Annotated in this window: 14 protein-coding genes and 1 tRNA gene; all 15 read left to right on the forward strand. The window is 61.8% G+C overall.

Annotated elements, in window-relative coordinates; translation table 11 throughout:
- The coding region (locus tag AC1DS6_RS40905) for an EF-Tu C-terminal domain-related protein (RefSeq protein WP_456301274.1) at positions 1 to 151 on the forward strand (151 nt) is incomplete at its 5' end.
- Positions 152 to 235: 84 nt separating this feature from the next.
- Positions 236 to 311: transfer RNA gene (locus tag AC1DS6_RS40910), tRNA-Trp, on the forward strand.
- A 61-nt stretch (positions 312 to 372) separates the two neighbouring features.
- Positions 373 to 753, forward strand: coding sequence for a preprotein translocase subunit SecE (gene secE, locus AC1DS6_RS40915; protein ID WP_045243152.1), 381 nt, complete (start codon positions 373 to 375; stop codon positions 751 to 753).
- A 10-nt stretch (positions 754 to 763) separates the two neighbouring features.
- Positions 764 to 1,345: a transcription termination/antitermination protein NusG gene (gene nusG, locus AC1DS6_RS40920; protein ID WP_006162340.1), complete on the forward strand. Its 582-nt coding sequence runs from the start codon at positions 764 to 766 to the stop codon at positions 1,343 to 1,345.
- A gap of 179 nt (positions 1,346 to 1,524) precedes the next feature.
- Positions 1,525 to 1,956 carry a 50S ribosomal protein L11 gene (gene rplK / locus AC1DS6_RS40925; protein ID WP_006162338.1) on the forward strand — a complete coding sequence of 144 codons (432 nt, stop codon included), beginning with the start codon at positions 1,525 to 1,527 and terminating at the stop codon, positions 1,954 to 1,956.
- Positions 1,957 to 2,652 (forward strand): 50S ribosomal protein L1, encoded by a 696-nt coding sequence (rplA, locus tag AC1DS6_RS40930; protein WP_035876155.1) that lies wholly within the window; start codon positions 1,957 to 1,959, stop codon positions 2,650 to 2,652.
- A gap of 422 nt (positions 2,653 to 3,074) precedes the next feature.
- A complete protein-coding gene (gene rplJ, locus AC1DS6_RS40935; protein ID WP_441635842.1) occupies positions 3,075 to 3,623 on the forward strand; it encodes a 50S ribosomal protein L10 in 549 nt (182 codons plus the stop codon).
- Between the two features lie 75 nt (positions 3,624 to 3,698).
- Complete coding sequence (gene rplL / locus AC1DS6_RS40940; protein ID WP_035876154.1) at positions 3,699 to 4,073, forward strand: 50S ribosomal protein L7/L12; 375 nt, start codon at positions 3,699 to 3,701, stop codon at positions 4,071 to 4,073.
- Positions 4,074 to 4,484: 411 nt separating this feature from the next.
- Positions 4,485 to 8,591 (forward strand): DNA-directed RNA polymerase subunit beta, encoded by a 4,107-nt coding sequence (gene rpoB, locus AC1DS6_RS40945; protein WP_035876151.1) that lies wholly within the window; start codon positions 4,485 to 4,487, stop codon positions 8,589 to 8,591.
- A 130-nt stretch (positions 8,592 to 8,721) separates the two neighbouring features.
- Positions 8,722 to 12,966, forward strand: coding sequence for a DNA-directed RNA polymerase subunit beta' (gene rpoC / locus AC1DS6_RS40950; RefSeq protein WP_035876149.1), 4,245 nt, complete (start codon positions 8,722 to 8,724; stop codon positions 12,964 to 12,966).
- 273 nt (positions 12,967 to 13,239) lie between these two features.
- A complete protein-coding gene (gene recQ, locus AC1DS6_RS40955) occupies positions 13,240 to 15,102 on the forward strand; it encodes a DNA helicase RecQ (protein WP_441635847.1) in 1,863 nt (620 codons plus the stop codon).
- A 417-nt stretch (positions 15,103 to 15,519) separates the two neighbouring features.
- Positions 15,520 to 15,897, forward strand: a complete 378-nt coding sequence (gene rpsL / locus AC1DS6_RS40960; RefSeq protein WP_006162330.1) for a 30S ribosomal protein S12 — start codon at positions 15,520 to 15,522, stop codon at positions 15,895 to 15,897.
- A gap of 223 nt (positions 15,898 to 16,120) precedes the next feature.
- Positions 16,121 to 16,591, forward strand: a complete 471-nt coding sequence (rpsG, locus tag AC1DS6_RS40965) for a 30S ribosomal protein S7 (RefSeq protein WP_035876146.1) — start codon at positions 16,121 to 16,123, stop codon at positions 16,589 to 16,591.
- A 117-nt stretch (positions 16,592 to 16,708) separates the two neighbouring features.
- Positions 16,709 to 18,811 carry an elongation factor G gene (gene fusA / locus AC1DS6_RS40970; RefSeq protein WP_441635849.1) on the forward strand — a complete coding sequence of 701 codons (2,103 nt, stop codon included), beginning with the start codon at positions 16,709 to 16,711 and terminating at the stop codon, positions 18,809 to 18,811.
- A gap of 77 nt (positions 18,812 to 18,888) precedes the next feature.
- A partial coding sequence (locus AC1DS6_RS40975) for a GTP-binding protein (RefSeq protein ID WP_441643095.1) occupies positions 18,889 to 19,035 on the forward strand: 147 nt, incomplete at its 3' end.

A 19,035-nucleotide genomic window follows, 5' to 3' on the forward strand; every position in this document is an offset into this window, starting at 1 on the left:
GAAGGACAAGGAAATGGTCATGCCGGGTGACAACGTGTCGATCACGGTCAAGCTGATTGCCCCGATCGCCATGGAAGAAGGCCTGCGTTTCGCCATCCGTGAAGGCGGTCGTACCGTCGGCGCCGGCGTCGTGGCAAAGATCCTCGACTGATAAAGTCGATCAGCGAATACGGCACCAACCGGCCGTATTCGTTGCCAGAGGGGTTGGCTTCATTGCCGACCCCACAGTTGTTTTAGGGGTATAGCTCAACTGGCAGAGCGTCGGTCTCCAAAACCGAAGGTTGGGGGTTCGATTCCCTCTGCCCCTGCCAATTCAATCAGCCGCGTCGCGATAGAGAGTATCGTGACGCGGCTTAGTCTCGTTTGCGAAACATGGCCAATCCCAACGTCGAAACCGTCAACGCCGCCAGTGGTAAGTGGTTGCTTGGCGTCGCGGTGCTACTGGTGGTTGCCGGCGTCATCGGTTTCTATGCCCTGGCACAGCAGCCATCCTATGTGCGCGGCGCCGCCCTGTTCGGCGGCATTGCACTGGGCGTGGTGGTCGCGCTGGTCTCGGCACCTGGCAAGGACTTCATCGGTTTCTCCAAGGAATCGTATCGCGAAGTCCGCAAAGTCGTTTGGCCCACCCGCAAGGAAGCCGGGCAAATGACGGGCCTGGTGTTCGTCTTCGTCGTGATCATGGCCGTGTTCCTGTGGTCAGCGGACAAGCTCATCGAGTGGGTCATCTTTTCGCTCGTGCTGGGCTGGAAATGAAGGATAGAACATGACGGATAACGCACAACAGGAAGTCCCCGCAGCTGAATCGCCTTCGTCGAAGAAGCGCTGGTATGTGGTGCACGCTTATTCCGGCATGGAAAAGAGCGTGCAGCGCGCGCTGCAGGAGCGCATCGAACGCGCCGAAATGCAGGACAAGTTCGGCCGCATCCTGGTCCCGTCCGAAGAAGTGGTTGAAATCAAGGGTGGCCAGAAGTCTGTCACCGAGCGCCGTTTCTTCCCGGGTTACGTGCTGGTCGAGATGGAAATGACCGACGAAACCTGGCACCTGGTGAAGAACACCAGCAAGGTCACCGGTTTTGTGGGTGGTGCGCGTAATCGCCCGAGTCCGATTTCCCAGAAGGAAGTCGACAAGATCATGACCCAGATGCAGGAAGGGGTCGAGAAGCCGCGTCCCAAGACGCTGTTCGAAGTGGGCGAGATGGTTCGCGTCAAGGACGGTCCTTTCACCGACTTCAACGGCAATGTCGAGGAAGTGAACTACGAGAAGTCGCGTCTGCGCGTCTCGGTCACCATCTTCGGACGTGCTACTCCGGTCGAACTCGAGTTCGGCCAGGTCGAGAAGGTTTAAGTTTTCGCATTTTATGCTGGCCGCAAGGCGGGCAAAAAATGCACGGCCAGTCCCGCAAGGGGCCGGCCAAAAGAGGAGCGTGAGGCTGGTTGGGGTGGATGAACCGCCCTTGCAGCGTTAGCGCGCTACGACTCAACAGGATCGCATTCCTCCAGGAAGCGGTCCGGATTGGAGTAAATATGGCCAAGAAGATCATTGGCTTTATCAAGCTGCAAATTCCGGCTGGTAAGGCAAATCCCTCCCCGCCCGTGGGCCCCGCACTGGGTCAACGCGGTCTGAACATCATGGAGTTCTGCAAGGCGTTCAACGCGCAGACCCAAGGTATGGAACCCGGCCTGCCGGTGCCGGTGGTGATTACCGCCTTCGCCGACAAGAGCTTCACCTTCGTGATGAAGTCGCCCCCGGCGACTGTGCTGATCAAGAAGGCTGCTGGCCTGACCAAGGGTTCGGCCAAGCCGCACACCGACAAGGTTGGCAAGATCACCCGCGCCCAGGCTGAAGAAATCGCCAAGGCAAAGAACGCTGACCTGACCGCCGCCGATCTGGACGCCGCCGTGCGTACCATCGCCGGTTCGGCTCGTTCGATGGGCATCACCGTGGAGGGTCTGTAAATGGCTAAGGTTTCCAAGCGCGTCGCCGCCAACAAGGCGAAGATCGAGCGCACCAAGTTCTACCCGATCGACGAGGCCCTGGGCCTGGTGAAGGATTGCGCATCGGCCAAGTTCGACGAATCCATCGACGTTTCCGTGCAACTCGGCATTGACGCGAAGAAGTCGGACCAGGTGGTTCGTGGTTCCGTGGTGCTGCCTGCCGGTACCGGCAAGTCGGTCCGCGTGGCTGTGTTCGCCCAAGGCGAAAAGGCTGAAGCTGCCAAGGCAGCTGGCGCCGAAATCGTCGGCATGGAAGACCTGGCTGAGCAAGTCAAGGCCGGCAACCTGAACTTCGACGTGGTGATCGCCTCGCCGGACACGATGCGTATCGTTGGTACGCTGGGTCAGATCCTGGGCCCGCGCGGCCTGATGCCGAACCCGAAGGTTGGTACGGTTACTCCCGACGTGGCCCAGGCTGTGAAGAACGCCAAGGCCGGTCAGGTTCAGTACCGCGTCGACAAGGCCGGTATCATCCACGCCACCATCGGTCGCCGTTCGTTCCAGGATGCGGATCTGAAGCGCAACCTGAACGCGCTGATCGAAGCACTGGTGAAGTCCAAGCCGGCTACCAGCAAGGGCGTGTACCTGCGCAAGATCGCCGTGTCGTCCACCATGGGCGTTGGCGTGCGCGTGGAACAGGCTTCGCTGTCGGCCTAAGGCTGGCGGCACCCACCGGGCGGACCCGATAACGTCGCCCGGTGTAAAGAATTGCAGATCCCGGCCCAGGCCGGGATCGTCTCCAGACTCCAGCGTGGCCCGAGGGCAACGCGGTGAGACAAGGAGCAAGGCTTTGGGCAGCGGTACCCGCCGGCGCGCAAGCGCGAGGCAGGCACCGCTGGTTATCAAAGACCGCTGGTGGCGGGCGCGGCTGCAGTCTGGCTGCCTCGCCTTAATCGGACGGAACGTACGTGGCTCGCCGCGACGCCTACCCGCCCCACCAGCGCAGATGGCGAACCCGAGGGATTGAAGAATCCGGGCAATGACCCGGGTGATTCGGGCCAAAATCGGACGCCGTTCGTTTGGACTGATGTGCGTGCCCCGGACGATCCGGGGGACAAGCATCGTTTTGGAGCTTAACCGTGCCACTCAATATTGAAGATAAGAAGGCCGTCGTTGCTGAGGTTTCGGCGCAAGTCGCTAAAGCCCAGACCATCGTCGTTGCCGAATATCGCGGCATTGCGGTTGGCGATCTGACCAAGCTGCGCGCCAAGGCCCGCGAGCAAGGCGTGTACCTGCGTGTTCTGAAGAACACGCTGGCCCGCCGCGCCGTGGAAGGCACGCCGTTTGCCGGCCTCGCAGAGCAAATGACCGGTCCGCTGATCTACGGTATTTCCGAAGATGCAGTGTCGTCGGCCAAGGTTCTGAACGACTTTGCCAAGACCAACGACAAGTTGGTTCTGCGCGCAGCGTCGTACGACGGCAACGTGCTCGATGCTGCTGCCGTCAAGGCACTGGCCTCGATCCCGAGCCGTGACGAACTGATTGCTCAGCTGCTTGGCGTGATGCAGGCACCGGTGTCGGGCTTCGCCCGTCTGCTGGCCGCCCTGTCCGCCAAGAAGAGCGAAGGCGCCCCTGCCGAAGGCGAAGGCGCAACTGCCGCCGCCGAGAGCGAAGGCGCTGCTGCTTAAGGCGCAAGCCCCCGCAGCCTGGCTCATCAAGATCGCATTACCGATACCGAATCACATTTAGCAGGAGTATTTCAAATGGCAATCAGCAAAGACGACATCCTCGAAGCCGTAGGCGCGATGTCCGTGATGGAACTGAACGACCTGGTCAAGGCGTTTGAAGAGAAGTTTGGCGTTTCCGCCGCTTCGATGGCCGTGGCTGCTGCCCCGGGCGCTGGCGGTGCTGCCGCTGCTGAAGAGCAAACCGAATTCAACGTCATCCTGTCGGAAATCGGCGCAAACAAGGTTGGCGTGATTAAGGCTGTTCGCGAAATCACCGGCCTGGGCCTGAAGGAAGCCAAGGATCTGGTCGACGGCGCACCGAAGGCTGTCAAGGAAGGCGTGGACAAGGCTGCTGCAGCCGACGCCAAGAAGAAGCTGGAAGACGCCGGCGCAAAGGTCGAAGTCAAGTAAGCTGTGCTCGCGTGCCCCATTGGCACGCGAATGGGGCTGGCAAAGGGAGATTCCCGGCGCCAGCCTTTTTGCGCTTCTACGAAGTGTGTTTTACTGTGCACTCGGAAACGTATATAAATGGCGCAAACGATGCTTGATGGCTGGGCGCATGCCTAAGCTTCAGCAGAGGCCAAACATCAGTGGCACACTAGGTGGTTGCTGATGTTTGTCTTCTGAACCGACTGCAGAAGACAAGTTTGGTCGGGTGTCCCCCGGGCCGGTATGACGCATTGCGTCGTTTCTGCCGGCTCGCAGCGTGCGGACACCGTCAGCCAGAGGTTGGTAGCGGCCAACCGCCAAATCCCCTCCCAGTCGCTGAACACCTCAGGTGCTGCGCCGGTCCAGCCAGCCCTGCGATGATTCGGAGATCCCATGGCGTACAGCTTCACCGAAAAGAAGCGCATTCGCAAAAGTTTTGCGAAGCGCGCGACGGTTCATCAGGTTCCTTTCCTGCTTGCCACCCAGATTGAATCCTACGCTCAGTTTCTGCAAGAGGGTACGCCACCCTCACGTCGCAAAACAGAGGGCCTGCAAGCGGCTTTCAGCGCAATCTTCCCGATTGTGTCTCACAACGGGCTCGCCCGTATGGAGTTCGTCTCCTACCATCTGTCCAACCCGCCGTTCGACGTCAAGGAATGTCAACAGCGCGGCCTGACCTTCCACTCGGCGCTGCGTGCCAAGGTGCGCCTGATCATCAACGATCGGGAAAATCCGGGCAAGGTCAAGGAAGTGAAGGAACAGGAAGTCTACATGGGCGAAATTCCGCTCATGACGTCGACCGGTTCGTTCGTGATCAACGGCACCGAGCGTGTGATCGTCTCGCAGCTCCACCGCTCGCCTGGCGTATTCTTCGAGCACGACAAGGGCAAGACCCACAGCTCGGGCAAGCTGCTGTTCTCGGCACGTATCATTCCTTACCGCGGTTCGTGGCTCGATTTCGAGTTCGACCCGAAGGACATCCTGTACTTCCGCGTCGATCGCCGCCGCAAGATGCCGGTGACGATCCTGCTGAAGTCGATCGGCCTGACGCCCGAGCAGATCCTCGCGCACTTCTTCGTGTTCGACAACTTCACGCTGCAGTCGGAAGGCGCGCAGATGGAGTTCGTGCCCGAGCGCCTGCGTGGCGAAGTCGCGCGTTTCGACATTGCCGACAAGGACGGCCGTGTCGTGGTCGAGAAGGACAAGCGGATCAACGCCAAGCACATCCGTGACCTGGATTCCGCCGGTACCAAGCTGATCAGCGTGCCGGAAGACTACCTGCTCGGCCGCGTACTGGCGAAGAACATCATCGACCCGGATACCGGCGAGGTGATTGCCAACGCCAACGACGAGCTGACCGAAACCGTGCTGGAAAACCTGCGCGAAGCCGGCGTCAAGCAGATCCAGACCCTGTACACCAACGATCTGGACCAGGGTCCGTACATGTCGCAGACGCTGCGCGTGGACGACACCGCCGACCAGACCGCTGCGCGTATCGCCATCTACCGCATGATGCGTCCCGGCGAGCCGCCGACCGAAGACGCGGTGGAAGCCCTGTTCCAGCGCCTGTTCTACAGCGAAGAGTCGTACGACCTGTCGCGCGTTGGCCGCATGAAGGTCAACAGCCGCCTGGGCCGCCCGAGCGGCGAAGGCAGCATGGTGCTGCAGGACGAGGACATCCTCGAGACCATCAAGATCCTGGTCAACCTGCGCAACGGCAAGGGCGAGGTCGATGACATCGATCACCTGGGCAATCGTCGCGTGCGTTGCGTCGGCGAACTAGCCGAAAACCAGTTCCGCGCCGGCCTATCGCGCGTGGAGCGCGCCGTCAAGGAACGTCTGGGCCAGGCCGAGACCGAAAACCTGATGCCGCACGATCTGATCAACTCGAAGCCGATTTCGTCGGCGATCCGCGAGTTCTTCGGTTCGTCGCAGCTGTCGCAGTTTATGGACCAGACCAACCCGTTGTCCGAGATCACGCACAAGCGCCGTGTCTCCGCACTGGGCCCGGGCGGTCTAACCCGCGAACGCGCAGGCTTTGAAGTCCGCGACGTGCACCCGACCCACTACGGCCGCGTGTGCCCGATCGAAACGCCGGAAGGTCCGAACATTGGCCTGATCAACTCGCTGGCACTGTACGCACGCCTGAACGAATACGGCTTCCTGGAAACGCCGTACCGCAAGGTGGTCGACAGCAAGCTGACCGATCAGGTCGACTACCTGTCCGCCATCGAAGAAGGCAAGTATGTGGTGGCGCAGGCCAACGCGACGGTCGATACCGACGGTACCCTGATCGACGAACTGGTGTCGTCGCGTGAGGGTAGCGAGCGTGAAACCCGTATGGTCACGCCGGACCGCGTTCAGTACATCGACGTGGCGCCGTCGCAGATCGTGTCCGCGGCGGCATCGCTGGTGCCGTTCCTCGAGCACGACGATGCGAACCGTGCACTGATGGGCGCCAACATGCAGCGTCAGGCCGTGCCTTGCCTGCGTCCGGACAAGCCGCTGGTGGGTACCGGCATCGAGCGTACCGTTGCGGTCGACTCGGGTACCGCCGTGCAGGCAACCCGTGGCGGCGTGGTGGACTACGTCGATGCGATGCGTATCGTGATCCGTGTGAACGACGATGAAGCCGTTGCTGGCGAAGTCGGCGTGGACATCTACAACCTGATCAAGTACACGCGCTCGAACCAGAACACCAACATTAACCAGCGTCCGATGGTCAAGGTTGGCGACTTCGTCGCCCGTGGCGACGTGATCGCCGACGGCGCCTCGACCGACCTGGGCGAGCTCGCGCTCGGCCAGAACATGCTGGTGGCGTTCATGCCGTGGAACGGCTACAACTTCGAAGATTCGATCCTGATCTCCGAACGCGTGGTTGCCGAAGACCGCTACACCTCGATCCACATCGAGGAACTGTCGGTCGTCGCCCGTGACACCAAGCTGGGACCGGAAGAAATCACCCGCGACATCTCCAACCTCGCCGAAGCGCAACTGGCGCGTCTGGACGAGTCCGGCATCACCTACATCGGTGCCGAAGTGGAAGCGGGCGACGTGTTGGTCGGCAAGGTCACGCCCAAGGGCGAGACCCAGCTGACCCCGGAAGAAAAGCTGCTGCGCGCGATCTTCGGCGAGAAGGCTTCGGACGTGAAGGATACGTCGCTGCGCGTGCCCTCGGGCATGAGCGGTATCGTGATCGACGTCCAGGTCTTTACGCGCGAAGGCGTGACCCGCGACAAGCGTGCCCAGTCGATCATCGACGACGAACTGAAGCGCTACCGCCTGGACCTGAACGACCAGCTGCGTATCGTCGAAGGCGATGCCTTCCAGCGTCTGGAGCGCCTGCTGCTCGACAAGACCGTCAACGGCGGTCCGAAGAAGCTGTCCAAGGGCGCCAAACTGACCCGCGAGTACCTGGCCGACCTGGACAAGTACCACTGGTTCGACATCCGTCCGGCCGACGAGGAAGTTGCTGCCCAGCTGGAAGCCGTCAAGGAAGCCATCGAGCAGAAGCGTCACGAGTTCGACCTGGCCTTCGAAGAAAAGCGCAAGAAGCTCACGCAAGGCGACGAACTGCCGCCGGGCGTGATCAAGATGGTCAAGGTGTACCTGGCCGTCAAGCGCCGCCTGCAGCCTGGCGACAAGATGGCAGGCCGTCACGGTAACAAGGGCGTTGTGTCGAAGATCGTTCCGATCGAAGACATGCCCTACATGGCCGACGGCACGCCTGCCGACATCGTGCTGAACCCGCTCGGCGTGCCGTCGCGGATGAATGTGGGCCAGATTCTGGAAACCCACCTGGGCTGGGCTGCGCGCGGTCTGGGCCAGCGCATCGGTTCCATGCTCAAGGCACAGGCGAAGGCGCAGGAACTGCGTCCGTTGCTGGCTCAGATCTACAACGAGAGCGGCAAGCCGGAAGACCTCGACAGCCTGTCCGACGCCGAAGTGCTGGAACTGGCCACCAACCTGAAGAAGGGTGTGCCGTTCGCTACGCCGGTGTTTGACGGTGCGCATGAAGACGAAATCCGTCGCATGCTGGACCTGGCCTACCCGGACGCGATTGCCAAGGAAATGGGCCTGACCGCTTCCAAGCAACAGGTCACGCTGCACGACGGCCGTACCGGTGAAGCGTTCGAGCGTCCGGTGACGCTGGGCGTGATGCACATGCTGAAGCTGCACCACTTGGTCGACGACAAGATGCACGCCCGTTCGACCGGTCCGTACTCGCTGGTCACCCAGCAGCCGCTGGGTGGTAAGGCGCAGTTCGGTGGCCAGCGTTTCGGTGAAATGGAAGTGTGGGCGCTGGAAGCTTACGGCGCCTCCTACGTGTTGCAGGAAATGCTGACGGTCAAGTCCGATGACGTGAACGGCCGGACCAAGGTCTACGAGAACATCGTCAAGGGCGAGCACTCGATCGACGCCGGCATGCCGGAATCGTTCAACGTGCTGGTGAAGGAAATCCGTTCGCTGGGTATCGACATCGACCTCGATCGCTACTGATTGAGATTGCGCGGGGGGCCGGCAATAGCCAATGGCCCACCTCCCGCCGAATGCCCGCTACGGTTTTCCCACAGGATGAATGCCGCGGGCCCGACATGATGTCGGGCTGGCGGCGAAACAAGGAGTTGCAATGAAAGCATTGCTCGATCTCTTTAAGCAGGTTCAGCAGGAAGAGCAGTTCGACGCGATCAAGATCGGCCTGGCATCGCCGGAGAAGATTCGTTCGTGGTCGTACGGTGAAGTGAAGAAGCCGGAAACCATCAACTACCGGACCTTCAAGCCCGAGCGCGATGGCCTGTTCTGCGCCAAGATCTTTGGCCCGATCAAGGACTACGAGTGCCTGTGCGGCAAGTACAAGCGCCTGAAGCACCGTGGCGTGATCTGCGAGAAGTGCGGCGTTGAAGTGACGCTGGCCAAGGTGCGCCGTGAGCGCATGGGCCACATTGAACTGGCCGCGCCGACCGCGCACATCTGGTTCCTGAAGTCGCTGCCGTCGCGTCTGGGCATGGTGCTCGACATGACGCTGCGCGATATCGAACGCGTCCTGTATTTCGAAGCATTCGTGGTGCTCGAACCCGGCATGACCCCGCTCAAGAAGAGCCAGATCATGTCCGAGGACGACTACATCGCCAAGTGCGAGGAGTACGGCGAAGGCGAATTCGTGGCCATGATGGGTGCCGAAGGCATCCGTGAACTGCTGCGCGGCATCGACATTGAAAAGCAGATCGAAACGATCCGCGCCGAGCTGCAGACCACTGGTTCCGAAGCCAAGATCAAGAAATTCGCCAAGCGCCTGAAGGTGCTTGAAGCGTTCCAGCGTTCGGGCATCAAGCCGGAATGGATGATCCTGGAAGTGCTGCCGGTGCTGCCGCCCGAACTGCGTCCGCTGGTACCGCTCGATGGCGGCCGTTTCGCCACCTCGGACCTGAACGACCTGTATCGCCGCGTCATCAATCGTAACAACCGCCTGAAGCGCCTGCTGGAACTGAAGGCGCCTGAAATCATCGTGCGCAACGAAAAGCGCATGCTGCAGGAAGCGGTTGACTCGCTGCTGGACAACGGTCGCCGCGGCAAGGCGATGACGGGCGCCAACAAGCGTCCGCTGAAGTCGCTGGCCGAAATGATCAAGGGCAAGGGCGGCCGTTTCCGCCAGAACTTGCTGGGCAAGCGCGTCGACTACTCCGGCCGTTCGGTCATCGTGGTGGGTCCGACCCTCAAGCTGCACCAGTGCGGCCTGCCCAAGCTGATGGCGCTCGAGCTGTTCAAGCCGTTCATCTTCCACAAGCTGGAAACGATGGGCATCGCCACCACCATCAAGGCGGCGAAGAAGGAAGTGGAAAGCCAGACCGCGGTGGTGTGGGACATCCTCGAAGAGGTGATCCGCGAGCATCCGGTCATGCTGAACCGTGCACCGACGCTGCACCGCCTGGGTATCCAGGCGTTCGAGCCGGTGCTGATCGAAGGCAAGGCCATCCAGCTGCACCCGCTCGTCTGCGCGGCGTTCAACGCCGACTTCGACGGTGACCAGATGGCTGTGCACGTCCCGCTGTCGCTGGAAGCGCAGATGGAAGCCCGCACCCTGATGCTGGCCTCCAACAACGTGCTGTTCCCGGCCAACGGCGATCCGTCGATCGTGCCGTCGCAAGACGTGGTGCTGGGTCTGTACTACACGACCCGCGACAAGATCAACGGCAAGGGCGAAGGCCTGACGTTTGCCGACATCAGCGAAGTGATCCGCGCCTACGAGAACAAGGAAGTCGAACTGGCTTCCCGCGTGAACGTGCGTATCACCGAGTATGAACTGGTCGACAAGGACGCCGTGGGCGACGCCCGCTTCGCGCCCAAGATCACGCTGCAGGCCACCACGGTCGGCCGCGCGATCATGTCCGAGATCCTGCCGAAGGGCCTGCCTTTCTCGGTGCTGAACAAGCCGCTGAAGAAGAAGGAAATCTCGCGCCTGATCAACACCGCGTTCCGCAAGTGCGGTCTGCGTGAAACCGTGATCTTCGCCGACAAGCTGCTGCAGTCGGGTTTCCGCCTGGCAACGCGCGCCGGTATCTCGATCGCCATCGACGACATGCTGGTGCCACCGCAAAAGGAAAAGATCATTTCCGACGCGGCTGCCAAGGTCAAGGAATACGACAAGCAGTACATGTCGGGCCTGGTGACCGACCAGGAACGCTACAACAACGTCGTGGACATCTGGGGCGCTGCCGGCGACCAGGTGGGCAAGGCGATGATGGAGCAGCTCCAGCACGAGGACGTGGTCGACCGTGACGGCAACACCGTCAAGCAAGACTCGTTCAACTCGATTTACATGATGGCCGACTCGGGCGCGCGCGGTTCCGCTGCGCAGATCCGTCAGCTGGCCGGCATGCGGGGCCTGATGGCCAAGCCGGATGGCTCGATCATTGAAACGCCGATTACGGCGAACTTCCGTGAAGGCCTGAACGTTCTGCAGTACTTCATCTCCACCCACGGCGCGCGTAAGGGCCTGGCGGATACGGCACTGAAGACCGCGAACTCGGGTTACCTGACCCGTCGTCTGGTCGATGTGACGCAGGATCTGGTGGTGGTGGAAGACGATTGCGGCACGACCAACGGCGTGGCCATGAAGGCCCTGGTCGAGGGTGGTGAAGTGATCGAAGCCCTGCGCGACCGTATTCTCGGCCGTGTGACGGTGACCGACGTGGTGAACCCGGAAACCCAGGAAACCGCGATCGAGGCCGGCACCCTGCTGGACGAAGATCTGGTCGACATGATCGACGCCATCGGCGTGGACGAAGTGAAGGTGCGTACCCCGCTGTCGTGCGACACGCGCTACGGCCTGTGCGGCATGTGCTATGGCCGCGACCTGGGCCGCGGCGTGCTGGTGAACTCCGGCGAAGCGGTTGGCGTGATCGCCGCTCAGTCGATCGGCGAGCCGGGCACGCAGCTGACCATGCGTACGTTCCACATCGGCGGCGCGGCATCGCGTTCGGCAGTGGCATCCAGCGTGGAAGCGAAGGCAACCGGTACCGTGCGTTTCACGGCGACCATGCGCTACGTCACCAATGCGAAGGGCGAACTGATCGTCATCTCGCGTTCCGGCGAAGCCCTGATCACCGACGACCATGGCCGCGAGCGCGAGCGTCACAAGATCCCGTACGGCGCCACGCTGCTGGTGCAGGACGGCCAGGCCATCAAGGCTGGTACGCAGCTGGCCACGTGGGACGCGCTGACGCGCCCGATCGTGTCGGAGTACACCGGCACGACCAAGTTCGAGAACGTCGAAGAAGGCGTGACCGTCGCCAAGCAGATGGACGAAGTCACCGGCCTGTCGACCCTCGTGGTGATCGATGCCAAGCGCCGTACGGCTGCCACCAAGGGCCTGCGCCCGCAGGTGAAGCTGCTCGACGCCAACGGCCAGGAAGTGAAGATTCCGGGCACGGACCATTCCGTGACCATCGGCTTCCAGGTCGGCGCGCTGATCACCGTGAAGGACGGCCAGCAAGTGCATGTGGGTGAAGTGCTCGCACGTATCCCGACCGAATCGCAAAAGACCCGCGACATTACCGGGGGTCTGCCGCGCGTGGCCGAGCTGTTCGAAGCGCGTTCGCCGAAGGACGCCGCCGTGCTGGCGGAAGTCACCGGCACCACGTCGTTCGGCAAGGACACCAAGGGCAAGCAACGCCTGGTGATTACGGACCTGGACGGCAACGCCCACGAGTTCCTGATCACCAAGGAAAAGCAAGTCCTGGTGCACGATGGCCAGGTGGTGAACAAGGGCGAAATGATCGTGGAAGGTCCGGCGGACCCGCACGACATCCTGCGCCTGAAGGGCATCGAGGAACTGGCGCACTACATCGTCGACGAAGTGCAGGACGTGTACCGTCTGCAGGGCGTGAAGATCAACGACAAGCACATCGAAGTGATCGTGCGCCAGATGCTGCGCCGCGTGCAGATCTCGGATGTGGGCGACACCAAGTTCATCCCGGGTGAACAGGTGGAGCGTTCGGAACTGCTCGACGAGAACGATCGCGTGATCGCCGAAGGCAAGCGTCCGGCCACGTACGAAAACCTGCTGCTCGGTATCACCAAGGCGTCGCTGTCCACCGACAGCTTCATCTCGGCGGCATCGTTCCAGGAAACCACCCGCGTGCTGACCGAAGCCGCGATCATGGGCAAGACCGACGACCTGCGTGGTCTGAAGGAAAACGTGATCGTTGGCCGACTGATCCCCGCTGGTACTGGTCTGGCCTACCACCGCGCCCGCAAGGCGCGCGAGGCGGCCGAGCGCGAACGCGCCCAGGCGATCTCCGACGAAGAGCAGTCGCTCTTCATCGAGCCGCCGGTGGTGCCGGCGACGACCGAAGGCGAGGGCGACGCGGTTTAAGACTGCCAGCCTGAACCTGCAGCAAGCTGCATGAAGATGCCCGGCCCTGGTGGCCGGGCATTTTTTTGCCTGCTTCTATATTTTGGATTTTGTTTTGCCGTGCCTTGTTTCGACATTGTTATTCATCGTGTGCATTTTTGCCGGCAAACACACTGGCGCCGCGCCGGCCGAAAGGTTTCAGGGAACATTCGTCACGGTACGAAGCAGTTGGCCGCCCCCTTGGTGGTATGGTTACGCCTTTCGCGGTCCCACCCTCTTTTTTAAGCTGTAGATATGTCGCGCGCCCTGGCGATTCTCAAGGATGTTTTCGGCTACCACGCCTTCCGCGGCCGGCAGGCGGAGATCATCGACCACGTGGCGGACGGTGGCGATTGCCTGGTGTTGATGCCCACCGGTGGCGGCAAGTCGCTGTGTTACCAGATTCCGGCGCTGATGCGGCAGCGGGCAGGCCAGGGGGTCGGCATCGTGGTGTCGCCGCTGATCGCGCTGATGCAGGACCAGGTCGCTGCCTTGTCGGAGGCCGGCGTGCGCGCGGCCGTGCTGAACTCGACGCTCAGCGGCGCCGAGGCTTCGGCGGTGGAGCGCGACCTGCTCGCTGGCAGGCTCGAGATCCTCTACGTGGCGCCCGAGCGGCTGATGACACCGCGCTTCCAGGACCTGCTCGAGCGTACCCGTATCGGCGTGTTCGCCATTGATGAGGCGCACTGCGTGTCGCAGTGGGGGCATGATTTCCGCCCCGAGTACATCCAGCTCTCGGTGCTGCACGAGCGCTTCCCGCAGGTGCCGCGCATTGCGCTGACGGCTACCGCGGATTCGGTCACGCGCGAGGAAATCGTCGAGCGGTTGGCGCTGCACGATGCGCGCGTCTTCATTTCCAGCTTCGACCGGCCCAATATCCGCTATCGCATCGTCGAGAAGGACAATGCGCGCCAGCAGCTGCTGGCCTTTATCAAGGCCGAGCACCTGGCCGCCGACGGCACCCACGACAGCGGCATCGTCTATTGCCTGTCGCGCAAGAAGGTGGAGGACACGGCCAGCTATCTCAGCGGCCAGGGACTCAACGCGCTGCCATACCATGCCGGCATGGATGCGGGCGTGCGCCAGCACCACCAGGCCCGTTTTCGCGAAGAAGAGGGCGTGATCATGGTGGCAACCATCGCTTTCGGCATGGGGATCGACAAGCCTGACGTGCGATTCGTGGCTCACCTGGACCTGCCCAAGAGCATGGAAGGCTACTACCAGGAGACCGGCCGCGCCGGTCGTGACGGGTTGCCGGCCAACGCATGGATGGCCTATGGCCTCGGCGACGTGGTCCAGCAAAAACGCATGATCGACGAGTCCGAGGCGGATGAAGCGCACAAGCGCGTCTCGTCCGCAAAGCTCGACGCCCTGCTCGGGCTGTGCGAGACGGCCGGATGCCGGCGCGTCCGCATCCTGGGGTATTTCGACGAGGCCAGCGCGCCTTGCGGCAATTGCGACACTTGCCTGGAGCCGCCCGCGACGTGGGACGGGACGCGCGAGGCGCAGATGGCGCTGTCGTGCGTCTACCGCACCGCGCAGGCCAGCCGCATCCATTTCGGCGCCACCCACATGATCGACGTGCTGCGTGGCAACGCATCGGAAAAAATCCGGCAGTGGGGGCACGACAAGGTGTCCACCTTTGGCATCGGCGCGGACCGGACGGTATCCGAATGGCATGCCATCTTCCGTCAACTGATTGCGCACGGACTGCTGATGATCGACCACGGCGGCCACGGCGCGCTGCTGTTGGGCGAGTCCGCACGCGCGGTGCTCAAGGGCGAGACGCAGATTACGCTGCGCCGGCAGGCCAGCAAGCCAGCCAAGAGCGGCGAGCGGTCCACACGCGGCACCGGCACCCGTACCGACCATACCGCCGGCATGGACACCGAGGCGCTGGCCAACTGGGAGGCGCTGCGCAAGTGGCGGACCGAGACGGCGCGCGAGCACGGCGTGCCGGCCTATGTGATCTTCCACGACGCTACACTGGCCGAACTGGCGCGCAGCGCACCGGAGTCGCTGACAGCAATGGCCGAAGTGCCTGGCATTGGTGCCGCCAAGCTTGAGCGCTATGGCGACGCCATCCTCGAAACGCTGGGTGCCGTATCCGACTTCTGATGCCCGGATGCGCATCAAGCGGCAAGCGGCAAGCGGCAAGCGGCAAGCGGCAAGCGGCAAGCGGCAAGCGGCAAGCGGCAAGCGGCAAGCGGCAAGCGGCAGAAGCTGCTTGACCGTTTACGTCTCCGCTGTTAGCATGGCAGATTCGAGTTTTTGGCTTTGGATTTCGCTCGCCTGTCAGATTTGTGGCCTTCGGTTCGCAATCGGCAAGCCCACCAAGGGGGTCGTGTGATGCTCTGGTGGTGTGGTCGCAGCGGGATCCCAGGCGAGCTCGCGTTCTTTGGCCAGTCTGTTCCTCCACAGGTCCGTCTCAAGAGCGCTCGCTCACCTTTCCCGCCCAAAACCCGTCGTTGCCTCTTCGGCCCATTGCTTGTGGCCCCAGGGGTGTTTTTCCGTAAAACCAAGCTGGATTGAACAATGCCAACTATCAACCAACTGGTTCGCAAGCCGCGCGTCTCTGAAGTCGTCAAGAGCAAGAGCCCGGCGCTTGAGAACTGCCCCCAGCGTCGCGGCGTGTGCACCCGTGTGTACACCACGACGCCGAAGAAGCCGAACTCGGCACTGCGTAAGGTCGCCAAGGTGCGCCTGACCAACGGTTTCGAGGTCATCTCGTACATCGGCGGTGAAGGCCACAACCTGCAAGAACACTCGGTCGTGCTGATCCGCGGCGGCCGTGTGAAGGATTTGCCGGGTGTGCGTTACCACATCGTCCGTGGCTCGCTGGACTTGCAAGGCGTGAAGGATCGTCGCCAGGCACGTTCGAAGTACGGCGCGAAGCGTCCGAAGGCTGCTTAAGGCTAACGCCAGGCAAGCCGGGCATAAAGCCCGAAGCAACAAACGATGGCCTGTGGCGGTTGCGTCATGGTGCTGTCACCAGGCGGCGGTAAAACGGAGCGTTTATGCGCCGTGCCGTCGAGTAAGTGGTCACCCGGCGAATTTGCCTGAATGAGAGGCAAGCTAGTTGGTGGCCGGAGAGCGGGAAATAGCCGCGCTCTCAACTGAATCTAAAGGAAAGAAGATGCCACGTCGTCGTGAAGTCCCCAAGCGGGATATCCTGCCCGATCCGAAATTCGGTAACGTTGAAGTTGCCAAGTTCATGAACGTCCTGATGCTGGACGGCAAGAAGTCGGTTGCCGAACGTATCGTTTATGGCGCGTTCGACCAGATCGAAAAGAAGGCAGGCAAGGCCCCCGTAGAAGTGTTTTCCGTTGCCATCAACAACGTGAAGCCGGTGGTCGAAGTGAAGAGCCGTCGCGTGGGCGGCGCCAACTATCAGGTTCCGGTCGAAGTCCGTCCGTCGCGTCGTTTGGCATTGGCGATGCGTTGGTTGCGCGAGGCCGCGAAAAAACGCAGCGAGAAGTCGATGGCGCTGCGCCTGGCAGGTGAGCTGCTGGAAGCAGCGGAAGGCCGCGGCGGCGCGATGAAGAAGCGCGACGAAGTGCACCGCATGGCCGAAGCCAACAAGGCGTTCTCGCACTTCCGCTTCTAAAGCGCGCGAGTTACGCGGTTGGTTGCCGGGCGGGCTGTGTAATGACACGCTCGCCCGTTTGTGTTACGGGCGTTGGCAATGAGATGCCGGCGTCTCACGGACGAATAGAGGATTAAAGTGGCTCGTAAGACTCCCATTGAGCGCTACCGTAATATCGGTATCTCGGCTCACATTGACGCGGGTAAAACCACCACGACCGAGCGGATCCTGTTCTACACCGGTGTGAACCACAAGATCGGTGAAGTGCATGATGGCGCCGCCACGATGGACTGGATGGAGCAGGAACAGGAGCGTGGCATCACGATCACCTCCGCTGCCACCACCGCCTTCTGGAAGGGCATGGCCGGCAATTACCCGGAACACCGCATCAACATCATCGACACCCCGGGCCACGTGGACTTCACCATCGAGGTGGAGCGTTCCATGCGCGTGCTGGACGGCGCTTGCATGGTCTACTGCGCAGTGGGTGGCGTGCAGCCCCAGTCGGAAACCGTGTGGCGTCAGGCTAACAAGTATGGCGTTCCGCGCCTGGCCTTTGTCAACAAGATGGACCGTACCGGCGCGAACTTTTTCAAGGTCTACGACCAGCTGAAGACCCGCCTGAAGGCCAGCCCGGTTCCCGTCGTCGTGCCTATCGGCGCCGAAGACACCTTCAAGGGTGTGGTCGACCTCATCAAGATGAAAGCGATCATCTGGGACGAGGCCAGCCAAGGTACCAAGTTCGACTACGTGGACATCCCGGCTGAACTGGCCGACTCGTGCAACGAATGGCGCGAGAAGATGGTCGAGGCAGCTGCCGAGTCGAACGAAGAACTGATGAACAAGTATCTGGAAGAGGGCGAACTGTCCGAAGCCGAGATCATCAAGGGCCTGCGCGACCGTACCATCGCCTGCGAAATCCAGCCGATGCTGTGCGGCACCGCGTTCAAGAACAAGGGTGTGCAGCGTATGCTGGACGCCGTGATCGACTTCCTGCCGTCGCCGGTCGACATCCCGCCGGTCACCGGCGTGGACGATGACGACAAGGAAGTGTCGCGCCGTGCTGCGGACGACGAAAAGTTCTCCGCGCTGGCGTTCAAGATCATGACCGACCCGTTCGTCGGCCAGCTGATCTTCTTCCGCGTGTACTCGGGCAAGGTCAATTCGGGCGACACCATCTACAACCCGGTCAAGAGCAAGAAGGAACGCCTGGGCCGGATTCTGCAGATGCACGCCAACCAGCGCGAAGAAATCAAGGAAGTGCTGGCAGGCGACATCGCCGCTGCGGTTGGCCTGAAAGAAGCCACCACGGGCGACACGCTGTGCGATCCGGACCACATCATCATCCTGGAACGCATGGTGTTCCCGGAGCCGGTGATTTCGCAGGCCGTCGAGCCGAAGACCAAGGCTGACCAGGAGAAGATGGGCATCGCCCTGAACCGCCTGGCACAGGAAGATCCGTCGTTCCGCGTCAAGACCGACGAAGAATCCGGCCAGACCATCATTTCGGGCATGGGCGAGCTCCACCTGGAAATTCTGGTCGACCGCATGAAGCGCGAATTCGGCGTGGAAGCCACCGTGGGCAAGCCTCAGGTTGCCTACCGCGAAACCATCCGCAAGGTCTGCGAAGAAGTCGAAGGCAAGTTCGTCAAGCAGTCGGGCGGCCGTGGCCAGTACGGTCACGTGGTGCTCAAGCTCGAGCCGCAGGAACCGGGCAAGGGCTACGAGTTCGTCGACGCCATCAAGGGCGGCGTGGTGCCGCGCGAGTACATCCCCGCGGTGGACAAGGGCATTACCGAAACCCTGAACGCCGGCGTGCTGGCAGGTTTCCCGGTGGTCGACGTCAAGGTCACGCTGTTCTTCGGTTCGTACCACGATGTGGACTCGAACGAAAACGCGTTCAAGATGGCCGGCTCCATGGGCTTCAAGGAAGGTATGCGCCGCGCCAGCCCGGTGCTGCTCGAGCCGATGATGGCCGTGGAAGTGGAAACGCCGGAAGACTTCATGGGTAACGTGATGGGCGACCTGTCGTCGCGTCGCGGCATTATCCAGGGCATGGACGACATGGTCGGCGGCGGCAAGATCCTGCGCGCGGAAGTTCCGCTGGCAGAGATGTTCGGCTACTCGACCTCGCTGCGTTCGGCCACGCAAGGCCGCGCTACGTACACGATGGAGTTCAAGCACTACGCTGAAGCTCCGAAGAACGTAGCCGACGCCGTGATCACGGCTCGCGGCAAGTAAGAAAAAAATCCGCCGCCGCGCGTTGTGCGCGGCGGCACTATGAACACGACATACTGGTTTCGATTAGGAGCTGAAAAATGGCAAAGGAAAAGTTCGAGCGGACTAAGCCGCACGTGAACGTTGGCACGATTGGTCACGTTGACCATGGCAAGACCACGCTGACGGCCGCGATTGCTACGGTGCTGGCAGCCAAGTTTGGCGGCGCCGCCAAGAAGTACGACGAA

The sequence above is a fragment of the Cupriavidus sp. 05L310 genome (genome assembly GCF_056398185.1).

Bases quoted from the DNA above. Each gene is read 5' to 3' on its own strand.
- rpsL (WP_006162330.1), top strand. From the start codon at position 15,520: ATGCCAACTATCAACCAACTGGTTCGCAAGCCGCGCGTCTCTGAAGTC.
- rplL (WP_035876154.1), top strand. From the start codon at position 3,699: ATGGCAATCAGCAAAGACGACATCCTCGAAGCCGTAGGCGCGATGTCC.
- rpoC (WP_035876149.1), top strand. From the start codon at position 8,722: ATGAAAGCATTGCTCGATCTCTTTAAGCAGGTTCAGCAGGAAGAGCAG.
- recQ (WP_441635847.1), top strand. From the start codon at position 13,240: ATGTCGCGCGCCCTGGCGATTCTCAAGGATGTTTTCGGCTACCACGCC.
- rpsG (WP_035876146.1), top strand. From the start codon at position 16,121: ATGCCACGTCGTCGTGAAGTCCCCAAGCGGGATATCCTGCCCGATCCG.
- nusG (WP_006162340.1), top strand. From the start codon at position 764: ATGACGGATAACGCACAACAGGAAGTCCCCGCAGCTGAATCGCCTTCG.
- rplA (WP_035876155.1), top strand. From the start codon at position 1,957: ATGGCTAAGGTTTCCAAGCGCGTCGCCGCCAACAAGGCGAAGATCGAG.
- rpoB (WP_035876151.1), top strand. From the start codon at position 4,485: ATGGCGTACAGCTTCACCGAAAAGAAGCGCATTCGCAAAAGTTTTGCG.
- rplK (WP_006162338.1), top strand. From the start codon at position 1,525: ATGGCCAAGAAGATCATTGGCTTTATCAAGCTGCAAATTCCGGCTGGT.
- secE (WP_045243152.1), top strand. From the start codon at position 373: ATGGCCAATCCCAACGTCGAAACCGTCAACGCCGCCAGTGGTAAGTGG.